The following is a 20,058-nucleotide window of genomic DNA, read 5'->3' as shown; positions in this document are numbered from 1 at the left end:
TTACATTTTCACTCCAATATTCTCTTTGCAATAATATTTCTTATTCTGGAAGGGCCATATTGACTAGTAGTATTATGTCTTGCTCCGCAGGATATTTGTTGCCAGTTAGGTAAATTAACTAGTTCAACAGTTGCATTTTTATTTAACTTAACAGATTCTATTCTAGCATGTGTTTCATCAATTTTTGTTATTTTTATGTCAAACCAATCAATAGCTCCATCATAAGGGCCTGCGTATGCTGATGTACCTGGGAAACTTCCTTCCCAAGTGGTTAGTGCATTTGTTCCACCACCTCCACCTCCATTATATGAAGAGTTAACATCAGCTAAAAGAATTATGCCTGTGTATCTTATGTTGTCGTGCCTGAATTCGAATGATAATTCCCATTTTTCAATATTTGGAAATCCTCCATTTATGATAAATCCTTTTCCAACACTTTCTCCGTTTGCTTCATTATACGAATGACAGTATTTTGCTCCTGTTGTCCCGTCTAAAGCCGGTTTGAATAAGTAATCTTCAATAATGTAAGTTCCGTGTAGATTCATGTATTCAGCGGTTATTGTTGCATCTCCAATTCCTTGTGAATTATATGTGTATGTTGCTTTACCCTCATTATCTGTGTTAACTGTGGTTAAAATTGTGTTTCCTTGTTTAAATGTGATTGGTTTGTTAACATTGTCTGATGTGAACAATGTGGCGGTTAAAGTACAGTATTCTTCTCCATTACTTATGTTAGGGTAGTATAATATTTGTTTGCCTGCTGTTTTAGTAAGTGTTAGACTTCCTTCCAGTACACTAAAATTGATATGTGCATCACTTGAAGTATAATAGTTATCTTCATAATGTATGTTTAAACTATATTGACCTACATTTAGTCCAGTTAGTGTTGTTGAGAATGAACCATCATTACCTGTAGTGATAGATGCCAAGACCTCATTATTGTTCCTCAAGCTTATGTTTTGATGGATTAATGGTTCTCCATCATCACTAGTTAAAACACCGCTAACATTTACCACATCTCCAGAATAATATATTTGATTATTTGCTGGAGAATTAATATTTAAAACACTTGTTTCTTTATTTATATCTCGTGTTATTTCACTTGAAACTGAATTTTCATAGTTATCATTTCCATCAAAAACTAATTGGAAACTATGTGTACCTAAGTTTACTGGGGTTTGAGTAAAAGTCACTACTCCCTCAGTATTAGTGATTTGTGTATCAACAACAGTATCTCCGACCTTTAACTTAATATTAACATTACTTATAGGGGTGTTTTCTTCATTATGTAATGTTCCAGTAATATTAAACTCATCACTATAAACTAATGATAATGGCACATTAATACTAAGTACAGTATTGGCTTTTGTTTTCACTGGCAGTACATTAAAAACTTGAGAAGTTACTAATCCTACTGTTTCTTCACTTTCAGATATTATGCTTTGATATCCTATGAAATCAGAAAAAGATTTTGGGGAAACTATATTCCCCAATCCTCTTATCTTTTTAACATCGACAATTAACTTATCCACTTATAATTCCTCCCGCACGTGCATTCTTTTTATTTAATTTGATTTTTTCTTTTAAATCCAAATCTTGGAAGTGTTTCTCTTTAACCAGTAACTTGATTAATTTTATTAACCAATTTTGATTTTCAGGTGCTTCATTGATTAATCTAGCCACTTCTGCAGCAGAAACTCCTTCTGGTAAATCAATGAATTTATGAATATGTTCAACAGTTACTTTACCGTTGATTTCCACATCATCATCACTAGAATTGTTATCCACTACAAGAGTAGAATCATTTTTAGATTTAATAGCATCAATAAATTCACCAAAGCTTAATCCTCTTGGAGCAGGTCCAGCATGACTAGCAGCAGGAGTCCAATTTCTTTGATTCATCCAACCGGTAGTATCCATTTTATGCCCTGCAACATTAGCCCAGAAATGTCCGGTCTTACCCCAATGCCCATGAACTTTACTGGCCGGTAAGCCCATACTATGAGCCATTGCAATTAATGCATCACTTGAATCACTACAATTCATACCCCCACCAGCAAATGCTCTTTGCCATGAACCATACTTATTACTATCGTAATAAAATTCATAATGACATTGACTAAATACATCTTCTGCAATTCGTTTAAATGTACTAAAGTCAATTTTTGGAGTTCCATTTTCAAAATCACCAACTTTAAATCCTATGCTTGTTGCATATTTACCAATGATTTTAGGACCTTTCATTCTCCATTTATCAGATAATGATTTGATTTTTTGGGTGTGTTTTCCAACACCATCAGACCAGCCAGCACCTTTATTGGATGGATCTTCCAATCCAATTGGTATTTTAATACTACCCGCTCTGATGAGATCTGCTACATTGAACCTATTATTATTTCCAGTGACATATCCTCCAATATTATCCATTGAAATAAAAGGATTAGTGCGGATTTCACTTAATGTCATGGTTTGTGGCATTTGGTATTTTCTTAATGCATTTGTAATACTTTTGAATCCATTTGTTCCACTACGTTTCACAGTTGAAACTTTTCCACTTGGACTTGAAGGTCCAGCACCAAAACCCCCAGGATTTTGAAGTTTACGATAGAATGATCCAATTTTACTACCTAACTGATCAAAGTGCTGACTTGATCGAGTTTTGATTTTACCTGCAAAACTAATAACATCATTACTCATTCCTTTCCATGAAGATATCATTTTAGCATTAGCTTGTTTTGTTTTAGTCACCATACTGTTTAATTGAGTTGTAGTGTTATTTTTAGCAGAAACGAATCCTTGTTTGTTTTTAGTAACAATATTATTCATGTTAGTTTTAACATTATTAGTCATTTGTTGCATTTTATTTCCAACAGTAGCAGCAATATTGCTCATTTGAGCAGTGTCATTTGCTTTAATATTATTAAATGCTATTTTGTCTTGTGAAACCATACTTTGAAGACTGTTTCCAGTTAATTTAGCAAGATTTCCATATTGATTGATAACATCTTGGTTTGCTGAGTTTAATTGACTAGTATCAATTCCAACATTCATTGTTGGAGTGTCTAACTCTTGGACAAGACTAGTATCTGCTTCAAGTGTTGGGTTTCCAAATTCATTAACTAATGTTTCACCAAATTCTTTAGCCATCTCTCCGGCAGGTTTCATTTGGTCTGAAACACGACCTAACATATCTTTAAATTCTGAGACAACTTTAGTTTGAATAATCCCTGGGCTATGAATACCCATTGAATTAAGTAAACCTTTTACAATATTTTTACCTATTTCTTTTGCTTTTTGTACAAGTTGGCCTCCAGCACTCATTATCCTAGAACCTATATTTAGAAATTCAGTATATATTTTTCCAGGTAATTGTTTAACATGATTTACTACTCCAGACACCATACGAGAAGCCGCACTTACACCACCACTTACCCAACTTGCACCTGCACTAATAATTCTACTCACAATACTCAAAAGTATATGTCCAACTCTTCCAGGTAAACTAGATATTCTATTGATGATTGCATTTACAAATCCCCTAGCAGCATTTAATGCACGGGATACTAAACTTTTTGCAAATAATCCCACATGAGTAATTATGACATTCAATACTGAGAAGAACATTGATTTGATAACTGCCCAAATTTGCCCCAACATTGTTTGTAAAGTGATTTGACCACTTAAAAATTGGCTGAAAATAGTGATTATTATTTGTAAATGATTCCAAACAGTCATGAATATTGTGATTATTGTTTGCCATGCAAACTGGAAGGTACCTAATAAAAATTCTCCAATTAATGTGAGTATATCTAAAACAGGTTGAATAGCAGTTAAAACACTAGGAATAATTCCACTTAACAATGAAACAATAGCATTCCAAACTGTACCAAATATTTCTAATACTTTTCCTAACGCTGGAACAATACCTGGACTACAACCAAGAAGAACACATATTATAGGTTTCAATGCATTATAAATACCTTGACCTATAGGCAATGCAAAATTATACAACATTTGCAAAGCAGTTATAGCAGAACGAATAGGACCTGTCAGTAACTTAAAACTAAATCCTATTGCATCAATAATAGCTCTTGTACCATCAACTTTACCTTTAGCAGACTCCGGAAACATTTGATCCCAAATTCCACGCAACCAATCCACTACTGGTTTTAAAGAATCATTTAACCATTTCCAAGCAGCACCTATAGCATGAATTGTTGCTTGAACATCAGGATGATGAATAAAAGCATCCCACAATCTGCCGACATTATTTTTAATAGCATCCAACATTGAACCAACATCAGACCACCAACCAAATGCTTTACCAACTTCATAAATGGCATACACCAATATTCCAATCACGGCAACAACCGCCAATATTGGAGCTACAAATGCTACTACTGCAGAAACTGCAGACCATGTGACAGTTGCAAGGAAACCTAATGTGGTTGCCAATCCCATGTTAGTAATCATCCATGCTAGACTAGAAGCTTCAGCTGCAATAAAAGATATGGCTGAACCTGCAACACCTGGTATTAAGTTAAATTTTATTGCTAATGCTAATGCACCTACTGCTAATGCCACACCCGTAATTAATAGTGCGGCTCTTTGCCAGTCAGGCATATTATTCCAAGCATCTTGCATTGATTTGATGAATCCTTTGGCCTTTGTAACGACATCATAAATTGCATTGGAAATTAGAATTAAATAAGGAGTTATTGGAACTAATACTGCTGATAATAATTGACCTCCACTAACACTTAGGACTGCATAAGCATCATCTAAAGTTTTAACTTGTTTTGCAGTTTCTTCAAACCCCATGGTTTTTAATGTTTTATTCATAGCTTCAAGAAGACCAGTTTTATTTTTAAGATCCCCATCCCACCCATTATCCATGAGTTTTTGTTGATCAATACCAAGTTCCAACATTCTTTTGAATTGCCCATCCATTGCATCAGAAACAGCCAATATTGCATCTTCTTGAGTACGACCTTCTTTAACAAAAGCTGAACTCATAACTGCAGTTGTCCTAGATAAATCTATCATTGCTTCTTTAGGAATATTAAATTTCACACCCATTTCTAATGCACTAGCACCTACTGCATCCATATCAACTTTACGGAACTCACTTTGTAACTTTCCAAGACCACTTCTGAAATCTTCAACTTCAGAACCAGACATTTTAATTCTTTTACCAAAAGCTTCAATGTTTGATTGAGCATTGATGTTTGCTCTAGCTGATTGAGCAAAACTATTAACAAGATCATATCCTATCATTCCTGCAGTCATTGATGCTGCAGTTCTAAGAAATCCTAAACCCCCACCAGCACCTCTTGCTGATGTGTTGAATTGATTTAGTTTTGCTCTTGCTTGACTAATACTATTACCCAATCCTGCTAGTTTACCTTTTGCACTTGCAGTTGCACTAGTAAAAGCTTGAGTGATCCTATTTTTTGCAGTTGAACTGAAGTTAACTATTTTATTTCTTAAATTATTAAAACTGGAACCAGTTCCCACTACTGTTCCTTTGACTTCTATGAATGATGAACCCATTTTAGAACTAACAATACCTGCTTTTGTGCTTAATTGTTGTAATGGGATTAATGCTCTTTGTTCACTATTACTTACTTCAGAAAATGTTTTTGTGCTTGATGAACCAAATGATGATACAGAATTTTTTAAACTATCAAATTTACTTCTGACACCATCAGAAACTCCTTTGATTCTATCCATTGCTTTAGAAGCAGTATTTGAAACATTTGTAATTTTACCAATACTATTAACTGCATTTCCTACTTTTTGTTTGATTTTATCAAATGCTGATGATCCACTTTTTCGTAGACTGTCAAATCGGGTTTTTGCAGATTTCACGAATTTTTCCATTCGTGACATAGTTTGTTGTGCAGTACGTGAAGCTTGATTAATCCCCTCCATACCTTGTTCACCTGACAACCCCATATCTTTTATTGCTTTTTCTGCTTGTTTTGCAGCTTTACTTATTGTTTCTTCTGCTTCTATTATTACCTTGATTACTTGTTTAGATACCATCAATTATTCACCTCCATATAATATTTTTATTGAATAAAAAAAAGGAGATGAATAAAAATAAAAGTTTTAATTTTAATCTTTTACTTCATTCATCTCCTTGTATAGATTCATTCGACCTTTACTAATTAATAATGCTTGAGTTGGAGTTAAATCACTTTGCTTTTCTGCCAAGTGATACCCACAATAATCAAGCCAGATGATTTTTGTACCTTCAGCTGTTCTCAGGAAAGTCTTCAATTTCAGTTTCTAAATCCTCATCATTAGCACCTGAAATTTCTTCAATTTTTTCATAAATTTCAATGATTTCATTTTTATGCAATTTTTTGATTTGTTCAAGTGTCCATTTTTCAGGGTTACCTGGATTATCAGTACTTAATTTTATTGCTTCATACATTGCTTTTTTAGTAGCTTTACTTGAAGCATTGATATTGAATTTTGCTTTTGATTCCATTTCCCCTTTTACTCTTCTTTTCTTTTTTGTGAATGTTTTTTCATTGATAGTGTAATCTCCCAAATCTTTTTGTTTGATTTCATCAATTCTATCCCATTCTCCACTTGTCAAAGCTCTTAAGCAAATCTCCCCATCAAGAGAGTTAATGTAATATTCGTGATGATCTTCTTTTCCATTTAATATTTCAGATATTGATAATACCATAATTAATTCTCCTTTTTTTTCTAGTCTAATGTAAATTCAAATGAGGTGTTTGTTTCAGAAACAATAATATCATTTAAATTATTACTTTCTACACTTACATGGTAGGTGCCTTCAAGAATATTTTTTATAGTACATCCTCCAGCAGAACCTGTTGTTCCAGTGTAAGTATTTACTCCATCAGTTAATGTAACTGTTTTAGAAGCTACATCTGTTCCATTTAATTTTATTGAAATTTCAGGAATTACCTTAGGCTCAGGGAGAATGTGCAACTCCTAATTCAGTTTGATTGTTTTTGAGTAATACATACATATCAGTTTGAACTTTAGTAGTTTCATCAGCAAGAGTTATTTCGTTTGATCCTAATGTTTCCATACTAATAGTAGCATCAATACTGTCTGCACCACTCATATCATATTCAACAGCTAATGTACACATTGGGAATACTATTCTCATTAATAAATCAGGATATTCACACATTCTCACATTTATTGCAAATGGAATTTCAAGAATAGTACATCTTGAAGGTTCATATGCTCCACTGTCACCTACAGTTAATTCACCAATTTTACCATATTCTGCTGCAATAATAGATTCAATTGTATCTTCAGTTAAACCAATGGTTACACTTGGGGTATTCTCTCTTTTTTGTGCTAAAGCTAAAGCTTGTGGTCCTCTTGAACCAAAACCCACTATGTTATCTACTGCAAGATTGTTTTTACCTTCAAAAGATAAATTGGTTCCAATACCTGTCATTGGTTTATTATTTAATTCTAAGCTTATGTCATAGAACATTAAGAATAAATCATTGATAAGGTCTTTTGGTTTGGTGAATGTTTCACTATTTTTACCAATTATTCCTGCATGTTCTGTTTTATAAATCCAATTTACTTCCACACTCATTGATTCATCAGATACTTCGAATTTTAAACCATCACAAAGTAGACCAAATATGTATTTTTTCAATTGATCTGCAACATATACTGCTCTGAACGATTGAAGTTTTTTATTTTCCCCGCCCCAGAATTCATGTGTATGTACATCTCCAGAACCTGCAGTGTATTTATAATTATCAAGATAAGCTCTGAAATATAATGCGAATCTTTGTAAATCTGCATCTGCTTTTGTAGTTCCTGTTGGTTTGATGATTCCTGCACGTGACTGTTTGTTCATTCTACTTGAACCTGATTTTGTAACTGGTTTGTCATTTAATTTGAAGTCTGCAGAGTCTGCTTCACTCCACCAATCCAATTTGGATTCATTGAAATTAGTAGTGTTTAAAACTTCGCCGTATGTGGTTTCTTGACATAATCCAAATCCTCTATCTACCATTTTTTAATCACCCTTTTTTAATTAGTTATTATTGATTTTCATTGACAACATATTTTCCAATCAACATAATAAATGAAATTAATTCTTAGCTTTGTAATTGGTACTTTTTCTCCAAGGTCATCATCTTGTATGAATCCCACTGGAGCTAATAATTCAAATACTGGCCTTAAACCTTGAATCATCGTATTATCTTCTTTAAGTACCCTAATATGATTTTTAGCAATGCATGCTGCTATTCTAGTTGCTAAGTTTTTTCCTTTTATTTCTGATTGCTCTATGTCCTCTTCGTCATATACTATGCAATAAAATTCGAAAGGAGTTTGTAGCTCCATTTTACTTGAAAGTGTTCCTTTTCCACTTGCTATTGTTGTTTCTTGTTCGAATAACCATATACATGGTTCTTCGATTTCATCATCCGAACGATAACTAGGAATGAACATTTCAACATCAGATAAAATTCCTGTTGGAGTTAATTCTTTGGTGATGCATTGTTTCACCATTCTAGTTACTGCTTCAGGACCTTTAATAATATTCAACATCTAATACTCCACCATTTCTTTTTTTTTATTCTAATGTTCCATTCTTAGCAATTACAACTGCACTTTCAATAGATTGAATAACTTCAATCATGCTCCTTTCAACAAATTTTTTAGGTTTTTGACCTTTAACATGTTTAAGAAACCATTCCCTACCTCTCCAAGTAAAATGTAATACTTTTGCTTTTTTAGGCTGTATCACTGCATGTCTTGCACCATATACTCCAGTACCATCATTAACAAATGGTAAATAAAAAGCATCATTGGTTACTTCATGCTTGTCTTCAGATTTAATAATTTTATAATTATTTGCTCCATGACTTGTTTGTCTTGGAGTGTTTTTTTCAAAAAGTGTTTTTGTATTTTTACTTAGTTGATCTAATAACTTCTTTTTAAATTCAACTGCATTTTCTGTAAGATGAATGTTAGATTCAACTTTGATATGGATTGTAACCATGTATATTCACCTTTATATTTTGAATACTTTTACTTTGGATGATTTCTTAAAAGGTTTGAGGTCTTGTTTTAAGTCATTTGTGAATATTTCACTTGAGTAAATTTTAGTGGTGTAATCATTGACTTTTTTGATTGGGGATTCCCCACGTGAAATATGAAATGCGATCATGTTAGATACTAATCTACTGCATATATTTTTCACTGCTAAAGGAGTGTTTTCTTCCCATTTTCTGTTACAATATGAATTGATTAATCCTTCACTTTGTGAAATCCAATCTTTGATTAATTTCTCAAATTCTTGTTCATTATCTTTGAATCCTAAGCTTTTTGCTTTGATTCCTGATAGGTTTTTCACATCATCAACTGTACAATACAAGACCCTGATCCCCCTTTCTCATTTTATTCTTTTGTTAAAGTTATTGCAAGTGTAGTGTTTTCTTCACTTACTGTAATGTTTCCAGTGTAAACAGCATAACCTGTTTTGGAAGCCATTACACTATAACTTCCTTCTGGAACATTACTTATTGTGCATCCTCCAGCACTTCCTGTTTTACCAGTAAATTGATTTCCATCTGTATCTTCCAATACAACATCAACATTACTTACTGGATTTGTTCCCTCCATTACAGATACTGAAATGTTACGGGTAACTGCTGGTGTTGGAGGAATTATGCTTCCTTTAACCAAGCAAGACTAGTAGCATCTTTGAATGCAAAGTTGATATCTGCATACATTGTGGAAGCAATATCGTAAGTGTTACTTCTTAACATGAATTGGGATTCTACCATTATGTTATCAGGATCTGCTAACCATTGAATGTTTTCTTTGTGAGTTAAGATGACTGGTTTTTTAGTGAACCCATTACGTAAAGTACTGAATTGTGGTATTCCTACAATTGGAATATCTTCAATTATTAAGTCACCGTCTTTAGTGATTATTGCTTCTCTACCGTATTTATCTTGATTATCAGCTATGAACCTGTATAATGCTCTTCTTAATACTGGTGGTACGAAACAAGCCATTCCACCATCGACTTTGTATTTGTCTGGGAATAAATCAAACATTCTACGGAGTTCTTTTAATGGGTTGGAATCAGTTGCAGTTAAATCAATTTCTTCAACACTGATTTCTGATTTGGTTTTTACTTTTTTAACAATACCATCAATGACTTTATAACCAGATGATGCAGTAGAGTCAGTAGAATTTTTATCTCCATAAAGTAGGATTCTTTCTAATGCTAAACCATTGGCTTCTGCAAAAGTATTAGTTAAAGTGTTCATGAAGTTTTTACCTTCAATACTGTCATATAATGTAGTACGATGTAATCCAGTTAATGCTCTTAATTCTTCTGCATCGAAACTTGCATCAGTAAAGCTTGGGTGTTGAGCATTTGATAATGTTTGTGGAGTTCCATTGATTCTTCCTGCTTCCAATTCAATGTCAAAACTCATCATGTCTAATTGTCTTTTGTGATTGTGACTTGTAATGAGTTTTGTTTTTTCAAGAAAAGTTGCCTTGTTACTTAATGCTTGGATGTATTTGTCAGATTTTTCTGCTTGTAATACACCATTATTTAATTTTCCACTTCCTTGACCAATATCTACGAATTTAGTAACGAAACCCTCTCCATTTAGGATACGGTCACGGATTGTGTTTTCAACTAGTGCTATTGACATTATTTATACCTCTATAAAAAAATTGTAAAATTGTTTATTTGATATTCATATAAAAACTTAATTTTTTTTTACCAGGTCATACCATTACTATTCCTACCTGTTCTTTTCATGAAAGAATCATTGGTGGTGGAAACTGTACTGTTATCTGGGTCTAATTCTTGTGATTTAGCAACAACTGAAGCAGTATCTAAAACAGCATCATTAGGTTTAGGTGGTTCAGAATTATTTGCTTCAGATTCATTATCATTTTTACCTACTGCACCTGGTGCAGGAGTACTATCATTATCTTCAGGTGGGTTTGGATCTTCTTCTTTTTCAAGTTTAACTACTCTAGTATCGATGGAGTCAATTTTTTTATCCATTGCATCTAATTTTTCCATGATTTTAGCAGCACTACCTTCATCATCATTTGGTTTTGGTGGTTCAGTAGTGGGTTCTGTTGATTTAAGAATAGATCTTCCTAAAAGTTTTTCCAAGAAACTTTCACTAACAGAAACTCTAGCTTCTTCAGTTGTACTGTCATTTGTTGTTGATTCAACCATGATTTCACTTCCAGTTATATCAATTGATTTTTTCACATACTCATCATCATCGTCATACACTTCGAAATGGCATAGTGGATGTGAAGGTTCATCAACAATACTAATACTTGAAGGAGTCCATTCCCCTATGTCTTTAAACTTTAATCTAGCCATAATTTAATGTAACCCCCTGTCCATTTCTTGAACAGATTTTGTAGGTGCGGATAATATACTAAAACCAGTATACTTACCATCACGAATAGCCTGTTGTATATCTTCTTTTAACACATCAACACTTGCAAATAATGTTCCTTTAGGTAATGTATTACTCATCCACTCAACTGTTGAATCAGTAATATACAATTCTAAAAGTTTACCGACATTCATTAAGCTGTGTTGAACATCCATTAATACACCATTACGTGCAATAACGAGTAATGCTTTTCTAATTGTTTCTTCATCAAGCACATCCCCAGCTTTATCAGGTATTTCTGGTACTAGCACCGGACCTTTAACAATCATATATATTTTGCCCCCATTGTATTTTGAGGTTTAAATTTTTTATTTAAAAGATAGAAATTGATGAAGAAGTAAATAAACAAAAAAAATAATAATATTATTATACTTCCTCTTCAATACTTAAAGGTGGAAAAATAGAAAAAATAATAAAAGATATACATTACATCCATAAATTAAAATAATAAAATAGTAGTAGAGATGGGATTTGAACCCATGAAAAAACTAATTCAATAAATCCTAAGTCTATCTCCTTTGACCACTTGGATACTCTACTAAAAAAACATTAGAAAAAAATAGTTGATTTTTTTTTTTTAGAAAAGCAACTCCAAATTATAAACAGGGATTGCTGATAATACCTCATCAGAAAAAATATTCTCTGGATTAACTACCCCATACTTTTCAGGACAATCATAATGATGGCAATCTTGCCTATATAAATTTCTGATGAAATCCGGATCATTTTTTAATAATTCATCATATATGAATTCTAGTTTTTCTTCTTTTGTTGCAGTGTATGTTCCTGGTTCCAGGAATAATTCAATGACTCTTTTTTCATATTCTTCATATGTCATAGGATATTTTTTTTCATTCATTGTTTCATCCCCTCATCCCTTATTCTTTCGGCATGATCATAATCTTTACCTTTATATTCCTCAATACTTATAAATTCATCAGCATCTAAATATTTACTTTGTTTACCCGTGTATTCAAAGAAAATAATATGTTCTGTTTTATATGTTTCAGGGTTTGTTTTGTGTCCTTTTTTCCAACTATCTGGGTAAAATTCATATACTCCTTCACACCAGCTGCGTGGTTCAAAACCACAGTGCCTATAAACTCCATAATTACCAGAGTAACTATCAAATTTGGTTCCACCATTCTTTATAGTGAATTCTAATAATGCTCTTATGGAATCTTTTTTACCATTTGTATTTGTACATACACTTATGATATCACCATCGGGTTTTACTGCTGCTGTACTTCCATTTTTGGTGACATACATTTTACATCCTGATTTAATATAGTCTTCAGGAGTGTAAGTTAAATCAACTCTCCATGCTTTATGTTTAGGTTGTGATTTATATGCATCATCTAAATATTTTTTAAACTCATAAGCATCATTGATTTCTTTAACATTGATGGTATGTTTACCATCTTTAGTTGTATGTTTGGTGTACTTTTTATTTAATAGTTTGTTTTTGAAATTGTTACCAATACTTTTAATCTTTGATTTGGTATTTTTTTGTTGTTTACCTTTATGATTATAATTTTTAGTATTGGCTTTTGGTGTTTTGATTTTTGAGGTGATTTTCTTAGTGATCTGTTTAATCTTGGAAGTTACTTTTTCAGTAGTGTTTGATATACGTGTTTTAAATGTTTCTAGTGGTTTTGTTAGTATGTTTTCTTTATTTGCATTATTTGTTGGTTTATTTTGTGGAGATAAATAAGAAGTATTGGGAATATTATAGGTGTTTGGTGTTTTACCTAATCCTTCTGGTCTTCGGTTAGTGTATCTTAACCAACATTTACAGTTAGCTACATTTTCTGCTCCACTATGTAAGTCCCCAGGATACATTGATTGTGCATGATATGATCCGTAAATATCAAAGTAATCTTCAATAGGTACTGGTGCTATAAGTTTAGCTCTGTGCCATGCACGGGTTTTACCTTTGCTTCTACCATTCATCCAAACTTTATAATTATAACCTTCATTTAATGCATTGATAAAACTAATGTTGGATTCATTGGTGTGTATACTATCTCTTATGATATTCTTGATTCTTGCTTTGGCAGTATCTTGATATTTCTCTTGTAGAACATTTCTTGTTTGGGCTTCACTTAAACCATTATGTACTCCACTACGGAGTTCAGATTCTATTTTTGCCTGTAATTTAATAGCTTCAGTGTTGATACGATTGGTTAATATTTCACTGTATCTTTTAGAATTTAATTCCACAGCATGAGTAACATACTTATCATTTTGATGATGTATACGCTTACGCTCATTTTCCAAGGTAGAGGTCATTAATTTTTCTATATTAGAATCTATGTTCTTGACAGTATTACCATTTCCATACATTACCTCATCGATAATGGAATTAATAATCTTATCCTGCAAGGAATGTGCATTATGTATTGCTTTGTTCTGATTCTTGTACTTGTAGGTTAGGTGAATATTGTCTTTGATTACATATAGTTCATGTAATCTTTTAAGTTTCATTGCATATTCTAACCTTTGCTGATAAGTATACATCCGCCAATACACACCCCATTAATGGTTTAATCATATTTTTCCAAATAAGACTTACCCATATCTTTATCTAAATCATTAATCATACTATTCAATTTACCTTCAGCATCAATGGGATCATCACCATACAACACACTATCCAATGACTGATTATTCATAAACCTAGCATTATAATATTCATCACTTTCATCCATGTGCAATTCAAATGACTCACCAAAACGGTTAATAAACTCACCTAATTTCATCGCACCATTCTGCAATAATTTTATACCTCTGCCCAATACTTTATCTTCCTCATCAAAGTTACAAGGAAGATATTCTATTTTATGATCATTAGTAGTGAACTCATATTTGATGATGGTTTTGTTAATGTAGTTTGCCATTCTTTTTTGAATATTACCCACAGTACTTTTGGAATAATTTTTGAGTAACATTTCAGTCCTGTTACTTGCAATACCAGATGATTTGCTTTCACCTAATCTTTCACGTGGCACACGATGAATACGATAAATACGATCTGCCACGGAATCAGCTAATGCAAGAAAACTACCTTCTTTTTTCTCCTCACCTATTTTATGCACATTAACATTGATTGGTGCATCACCATCACTTGGAACACACATTACCAATGCAGTTCCAGGTTCATTAGTAACAGTACTGAATTCTTTTTCCAAATCCCTTTCAAAATCATCCATACTGTAATCTTCTTTTTCCTCAATACTTCCTGTAACTGTAATCACATAATTCGGAATTCCTTTAGCTTTGAAGTGTCCTTGTTGATATTCAATTATTGCATTGTCCGTTAGAATAGCATCTAATTCACTTAAGTATCCGGGTTTACCATACACTTTACTTTCATTGCTTTTACCATTAAACCATAATAACTCATTTGCAATCGTATCAGGAGTAATATCATATTCAAAGACTCCAGTGTTTTTATTTAGTCTTTGAGTATTGCTTGGGTCATATAGTTTGAAGTATGATTTTTGATTACCTATTTTTTGAACAACACGTTTTTTATCACGGCACATACGAAGATACAATGAAGGAATCTGATTCACACTTTTAAATGCTGGACCTTCACGTAAAATTTCCAATCCTGCAAAACCATATGTTTCAATGTCATTTAAGAAGGAATCGCATTCCTCATCAAATTGGAAATCATTCAAGAATTCTTCAAGTTCAACTGGTATTTCCATTCCTTCTTTACTGATAATTTTTTTCCCACTGTAAATTGCATCTTCACATTTGACAGTAATGCAAATATCATGCAATCCAGATATATCTCTGAGTTTCTCTAATTGGAATGGATTGAAAGGTGGATCTATAGCCTCATCACCATAGTTCATATCTTCTGTACTTAACTCTTGACTTTTCACATCATATTCATTAAGTACACTTTTAATTACAGCATCTTTTAAGAATGTGTTTGTTACAATTTTAACCATAAATATCATCATCTCTTTTTACGTTTTCTTAATTTGAATCCTTTTTTACGAGGACCTAATATGCCTCCACGCCACATGTCTGGACAATGGTCATCAACTTTTAATGGTTTATCCTCACCCCGTTGTTGAGCTTTTGTATCCCAACAATAAGATTGAGCTTGAGTAATACTATTTTTACAACTTGAATTAATGAAAAAACGATTTGTAGCAAATAAATTTTGAATAGTAGTAATATCTTCAAAAGTATCTGGAGCATAAGTTTTTACTTTCATTCGTATTCTTTTATCTTTTTTAGCAGCTGCTTTTAGACTGGCCGCATCATGAGGTAGGAAAATAGTATTGTTTTTATTAAGATGGTGTTTGTCTTGGAGTTTAACTAAATCATCTACTCTATTAGTGTCTGATTGAGTTACTCCTTTGATTTCAGCATCATAATAAGTTTCATCCATTAAATAGTAAGTATTACCATCAACTAAATCTTTTTTATAACCTATCACTCCAAACGTAGTGACTGTTGATACTCCATAATCACATGTAATATTCATATCATCTACTTCAACAGGAGTATTATACACATGCACATCCTCATCGAACATGTCATATATTGCTCCTTCAGCAATTACCCATTGACCTAGAATATTCCTTTTGTAAAACAAAGGATTTTTCTTATTTACTCTTATTAATTCATCAACATATTGTTTTGGAAGATTAGGATTATCCTCAAGAAGAAATTTCCATACTTTAACAGTACCTGATTTGAGTAATTCTTTATTGTTAATGTAATCTGTGTAGAGAAAATGGTATGGGCTTGATGGATTCATGTTAAGAAACATTTTTGCTCCAGGTAAACTACATCTACTTATTGCCATTTCAATTGTTGATTTTGGGTTACGTGTTACCTCATCTCCATACCATCCTCCAACTGTCATTCCCGCAACAACATCAGTAGCTCCTTCATCATTAAAACCCATGAGGTAAATTGTTTTATCTTCAACCTCTAAGATATTTTCATACCTATCATGATGATACCAAATATCCTCAGTATTTAACATTTTAAAAAAATTAGTCAATACATTTCTTTTTAATGTAGTGATAGTTTTACCACTCATTAAAAATTCATCATGAGGACTTTCACATAAAAATTTTAACCATCTGGCACTACAAGTTACTGTTTTACTAGATCTAACTGCACCTTCAACAATGTTAATCCATGCATTACTATTATTGAAAAAGTCTTTACTTTTGGGACTTGTTTCCCCCCAGTTCCAATATTGTTTATTATTTGAAAGCATCAGCCAACCTTTTTAAGCCGTTATGTTCAACTACAGATTTATTATTATCCGTAGACATTCCCATAATTAATCGTAATTCTTTCATTAGAATAGCTTTATTCACACTATTACGCTTTAAAGCTAAAATCTTCTTATCATCAACAACATCAGAATATTTTATAGATTTTCTTTCTTGATCCAAATCATCAATTTGTTCTAAAATAGTTCTAACTTGATTACCAAAAGCATCATCAACAAGAACCTTATTCTGATTTCTGATTCTTTCAACATTTTTCATGTCAAAAGCATCTGCTCGTTCTTTCCAATGCCATCTTTTAGACCATTCATCAACAGTCCATTTTTTAGGTGGTTTAGAAGCGGTTTCAGAGGTGTTTTTTTCAGCCCATTTTAAAAATTTGGGTAATGTCCGAGGTTTGGGTGAGTATAAATATTGGGTGAACACTTCAAATGCTCTGGTGGTTTCTTTACCTTTTTCATCTGTTTGTCTTTCTTCCCAAATTTCACTCATAGTAACCTTCCTGCTAGTGTTTTTTTTTAATTCAGATTATTTTGATTAGTTCTGTTATTAGGAATACGAATATTCCTCCGAAAAGAGTTATTAGAATGCCGATTAACCATTTTAGAATGTTAAATGTTGTATTTAATTGTGCTATTTCTATTGCTAGTTTGTCTTGAGTAGCATCTAACTTTTTTAGAGTGTCTTCTAAATTGTCAGTTTGGTTGAGTACTACTTCTACTTTTTCTTCATTACTTGTTAAGCGTTTTTCTATGTTTATGAATGTTTCTTCACGCACACAATCATGGTTATCTAGAGTCATAATGCTTAACTCCTAAAAATTTTGTTTATAATATTTATTCTATTTCTTCGGTTTCATCTGCTTCTTTTTGTTTGTTGATTGTGATATTGGCGTCTTTACTGAGGTATCCTACTAGTCCGGATACTATTGCCAGTGCTATTTGTTCGTAATTGTTTAACATTGCACAGATTGCACCTATTATTAGTCCTGTTATGAGTATTGTTTTGTTGTCGAATTCCATTGTATTATTCACCTTTTTTCTTTTTTTTGTTGTTTTGAACAGTTTTTTAAATATTTTATTAAACACGATTTTCTAAATCCTCGTGTTTTTTAAAATAAGATTGAATGAAATAATATATTTTAATGTTTTTTATTGAACGATTATAAATATTAAAAAATGGTAGGTAAGAAATAATTGAATGAGTGATAATAAAAAATTGATTTTAAAAAGAATTTTACCTACACATCTTAATATAAATCCAAAGAAGGAGAATATCTCTTAAAATAACACATCAACAATTTTTTTTATATGAACCGGATTTTTATGTGTTTTCCCTTTTTTTTTTATACTAAAATTTAATATTCATATCTGAACTTCTATATTTTTTAAAAGGAGGAAAAAAAATGGCGGAGACAATAAAAGAAAAAATGTTTTTTTCCCAAAATAATAAATTTCACAATCCAGAATATATTCCCTTTTTTTTTACAAACAATTAATTTCATATATTACTAATCCACATTTTTTACAATAGATTAATGCATGATGAGTATCATAGAGTATTTCCTTGTTTTCACCACATTCCCGGCATCGCAAACCAGGAACATGCTTATGCTGATACTCATAACTCATCATTAAAATACACAATCCTCATCTCATAATATGAAAAAAATATATAAATGTATTATAAAAAAGTATATATCCCTCCCTCTTCAATATTAAAAGGTGGAAAAATAGAAAATTTTTTTTTTTAGAATGTTGATAAAATTATCATAAAATTATATTCAAGACCAAATTTATCCATAACATTCTTTTAAATAAAATTCAATACTACATACATTATATTATACCGGCTTTTCTTTTAGCATATTTGACTCTTTTTAGTTCATCTACCCAGTCACCTATTTCTTCTGGGAAATGTATTGTTCCCAATTTACGGGTTTCATTACTTACAAGCTCACCACTATTAATAAGTTTCCTTCTTTTTCGTTGGTATTTGGCTTTGTTGTCTTGAGTAGATTTACATGCACATTCTATGCTGCAGTACATTTTTTTGTTTTCGAATTTTATGAATGTTTTGCCACAATACTTGCAGGTATATGTGGCAAAGCAGGTTTGAATTGATCCATCACTGCATTCATAACTTTTTTTAAGTAACATTCACTACTAAATATTTTTTAGGGGAAGTTCATCTATATTTACATAGTAAGAAGTCATCTATATGTTCTAATATATATTCTATTGCTACATTCTTAAATACTTTTAAATTAATTTTAACCTCTGTTTCCTTCTCATAAAAATAATGACCTCTTGAATTATACTCTGTTTCTTCAATTAAAATATGAATATAATCTTCCACAAGAAACATATTCAACTCATCAAATTTATGTATACTTTCACGACACGCAATAAAAATCTCACGAGTAATAGATTTTCTAACATCATGCTTCCCCACAAAATCACAATCAACAAACTTCATATTCACCCCTCTTCAAAGCAGGGACAATTATGAGAATAAGAACATACCATTTCAGGGGCTCCATTCTCAACAGTTGCATTCCCATGCTCACAACACATCTCATTCTACCACCAAACTGTACTTACCCTCTTCAATATCATATAACAATTGGTCTAAATCATCACATCTCTTCATTGCTGAAGCAATTTCTTCATTTTCTAAATCAAATCGTATTCTTTGAACTTCTTTACAAATATTTCCAATAGTAAATTCAGTCATTTAATCACCTTTTAAAATATAAACTCCATCTACCACATCGTTCACATTTCTTATACTCATAAACACCATTATTAATTAATAAACGATACCAATAACCACAAAAACACTTATTCATTTTAAATCTCCCCTTTTTTTTAGGAAAGGGTAAATATTAACCCTTTCCATCTTTTTTTTATATTTTTGAATGTTTAATACAAAACGGTTTTCCTAACCACATTCTCCACTTACAGGTAAACTTTTCACCATTTGAATTTTTATAAGTGGTAATATATTTAAACGGCAATATTTGCTTTAATATCCATATTATTTTTTTCATAATTTTCACTCCATTCATTGATTTTCAATTAGTATGTTCATCTATTCTTTTAATTAATTTAGTATAATCTAATTCAAAAGAATCATTAGAATCATTATCATATGCTTTTAAACCAGAAATACAAACTAATTCATGCCTAACCTCTTCCAATAACTCATCAAAGTTATTTAATAATTCAAGCACTTCTTCATGTTGCAATATCATATCATCTTTGTAGAATCTTCCTAATTTCAAACTAAACCTATCACTCATCTAAAAT

Annotated in this window: 23 protein-coding genes; all 23 read right to left on the bottom strand. The window is 31.7% G+C overall.

Translation table 11 applies throughout. The features are described 5' to 3' along the window. Positions 1 to 8: 8 nt before the first annotated feature. The 23 genes from Q9969_RS03830 to Q9969_RS03720 all read right to left on the bottom strand — a co-directional run bounded on the left by Q9969_RS03830 (position 9) and on the right by Q9969_RS03720 (position 20,051). Positions 9 to 1,532, bottom strand: a complete 1,524-nt coding sequence (locus tag Q9969_RS03830) for an Ig-like domain repeat protein (protein ID WP_305554637.1) — start codon at positions 1,530 to 1,532, stop codon at positions 9 to 11. Continuing rightward, positions 1,525 to 6,048, bottom strand: coding sequence for a hypothetical protein (locus tag Q9969_RS03825; RefSeq protein ID WP_305554635.1), 4,524 nt, complete (start codon positions 6,046 to 6,048; stop codon positions 1,525 to 1,527). The genes Q9969_RS03830 and Q9969_RS03825 overlap by 8 nt, the downstream gene beginning before the upstream one ends. A 211-nt stretch (positions 6,049 to 6,259) precedes the next feature. After that, a complete protein-coding gene (locus tag Q9969_RS03820; protein ID WP_305554632.1) occupies positions 6,260 to 6,703 on the bottom strand; it encodes a hypothetical protein in 444 nt (147 codons plus the stop codon). 20 nt (positions 6,704 to 6,723) lie between these two features. Further along, positions 6,724 to 6,972, bottom strand: a complete 249-nt coding sequence (locus tag Q9969_RS03815; protein WP_305554629.1) for a hypothetical protein — start codon at positions 6,970 to 6,972, stop codon at positions 6,724 to 6,726. Next, positions 6,956 to 8,032 (bottom strand): carboxypeptidase regulatory-like domain-containing protein, encoded by a 1,077-nt coding sequence (locus tag Q9969_RS03810; protein WP_305554626.1) that lies wholly within the window; start codon positions 8,030 to 8,032, stop codon positions 6,956 to 6,958. The genes Q9969_RS03815 and Q9969_RS03810 overlap by 17 nt, the downstream gene beginning before the upstream one ends. Positions 8,033 to 8,070: 38 nt before the next feature. Further along, positions 8,071 to 8,571: a hypothetical protein gene (locus tag Q9969_RS03805; RefSeq protein WP_305554623.1), complete on the bottom strand. Its 501-nt coding sequence runs from the start codon at positions 8,569 to 8,571 to the stop codon at positions 8,071 to 8,073. Between the two features lie 25 nt (positions 8,572 to 8,596). Further along, positions 8,597 to 9,025, bottom strand: a complete 429-nt coding sequence (locus tag Q9969_RS03800) for a hypothetical protein (RefSeq protein ID WP_305554620.1) — start codon at positions 9,023 to 9,025, stop codon at positions 8,597 to 8,599. A gap of 12 nt (positions 9,026 to 9,037) precedes the next feature. Beyond that, entirely contained in the window at positions 9,038 to 9,400 is a 363-nt protein-coding gene (locus Q9969_RS03795; RefSeq protein WP_305554617.1) for a hypothetical protein, read from the bottom strand. Positions 9,401 to 9,423: 23 nt separating this feature from the next. After that, positions 9,424 to 9,711, bottom strand: coding sequence for a carboxypeptidase-like regulatory domain-containing protein (locus tag Q9969_RS03790; protein WP_305554614.1), 288 nt, complete (start codon positions 9,709 to 9,711; stop codon positions 9,424 to 9,426). Then, complete coding sequence (locus Q9969_RS03785; RefSeq protein ID WP_305554611.1) at positions 9,693 to 10,700, bottom strand: major capsid protein; 1,008 nt, start codon at positions 10,698 to 10,700, stop codon at positions 9,693 to 9,695. Before Q9969_RS03785 ends, Q9969_RS03790 begins: the two co-directional genes overlap by 19 nt. 68 nt (positions 10,701 to 10,768) lie before the next feature. Next, positions 10,769 to 11,395 (bottom strand): hypothetical protein, encoded by a 627-nt coding sequence (locus Q9969_RS03780; protein ID WP_305554608.1) that lies wholly within the window; start codon positions 11,393 to 11,395, stop codon positions 10,769 to 10,771. Positions 11,396 to 11,398: 3 nt separating this feature from the next. Continuing rightward, positions 11,399 to 11,743: an XkdF-like putative serine protease domain-containing protein gene (locus Q9969_RS03775; RefSeq protein WP_305554605.1), complete on the bottom strand. Its 345-nt coding sequence runs from the start codon at positions 11,741 to 11,743 to the stop codon at positions 11,399 to 11,401. A gap of 308 nt (positions 11,744 to 12,051) precedes the next feature. After that, positions 12,052 to 12,333, bottom strand: coding sequence for a hypothetical protein (locus Q9969_RS03770; protein WP_305554602.1), 282 nt, complete (start codon positions 12,331 to 12,333; stop codon positions 12,052 to 12,054). Then, positions 12,330 to 13,994: a hypothetical protein gene (locus tag Q9969_RS03765; RefSeq protein ID WP_305554599.1), complete on the bottom strand. Its 1,665-nt coding sequence runs from the start codon at positions 13,992 to 13,994 to the stop codon at positions 12,330 to 12,332. The genes Q9969_RS03770 and Q9969_RS03765 overlap by 4 nt, the downstream gene beginning before the upstream one ends. 26 nt (positions 13,995 to 14,020) lie before the next feature. After that, entirely contained in the window at positions 14,021 to 15,439 is a 1,419-nt protein-coding gene (locus tag Q9969_RS03760; protein WP_305554596.1) for a phage portal protein, read from the bottom strand. A gap of 8 nt (positions 15,440 to 15,447) precedes the next feature. After that, a complete protein-coding gene (locus Q9969_RS03755) occupies positions 15,448 to 16,731 on the bottom strand; it encodes a PBSX family phage terminase large subunit (RefSeq protein ID WP_305554593.1) in 1,284 nt (427 codons plus the stop codon). Then, the gene (locus Q9969_RS03750) at positions 16,718 to 17,239 is read right to left on the bottom strand and encodes a hypothetical protein (RefSeq protein ID WP_305554590.1); all 522 of its coding nucleotides are present in this window, start codon (positions 17,237 to 17,239) and stop codon (positions 16,718 to 16,720) included. Before Q9969_RS03750 ends, Q9969_RS03755 begins: the two co-directional genes overlap by 14 nt. Before the next feature lie 31 nt (positions 17,240 to 17,270). Further along, entirely contained in the window at positions 17,271 to 17,549 is a 279-nt protein-coding gene (locus Q9969_RS03745) for a hypothetical protein (protein ID WP_305554587.1), read from the bottom strand. Between the two features lie 34 nt (positions 17,550 to 17,583). Beyond that, complete coding sequence (locus tag Q9969_RS03740; RefSeq protein WP_305554584.1) at positions 17,584 to 17,709, bottom strand: hypothetical protein; 126 nt, start codon at positions 17,707 to 17,709, stop codon at positions 17,584 to 17,586. Between the two features lie 876 nt (positions 17,710 to 18,585). Beyond that, positions 18,586 to 18,906: a hypothetical protein gene (locus Q9969_RS03735; protein ID WP_305554581.1), complete on the bottom strand. Its 321-nt coding sequence runs from the start codon at positions 18,904 to 18,906 to the stop codon at positions 18,586 to 18,588. Positions 18,907 to 18,934: 28 nt separating this feature from the next. After that, positions 18,935 to 19,225, bottom strand: coding sequence for a hypothetical protein (locus Q9969_RS03730; protein ID WP_305554578.1), 291 nt, complete (start codon positions 19,223 to 19,225; stop codon positions 18,935 to 18,937). Positions 19,226 to 19,324: 99 nt separating this feature from the next. Continuing rightward, positions 19,325 to 19,483, bottom strand: coding sequence for a hypothetical protein (locus Q9969_RS03725; RefSeq protein WP_305554575.1), 159 nt, complete (start codon positions 19,481 to 19,483; stop codon positions 19,325 to 19,327). 340 nt (positions 19,484 to 19,823) lie between these two features. Continuing rightward, positions 19,824 to 20,051: a hypothetical protein gene (locus Q9969_RS03720; RefSeq protein WP_305554572.1), complete on the bottom strand. Its 228-nt coding sequence runs from the start codon at positions 20,049 to 20,051 to the stop codon at positions 19,824 to 19,826. Positions 20,052 to 20,058 lie beyond the last annotated feature (7 nt).

The sequence above is a fragment of the Methanobrevibacter sp. V74 genome (assembly GCF_963082495.1).
Classification (GTDB): domain Archaea; phylum Methanobacteriota; class Methanobacteria; order Methanobacteriales; family Methanobacteriaceae; genus Methanocatella.
This window is presented reverse-complemented; position numbering and strand designations above follow the sequence as displayed.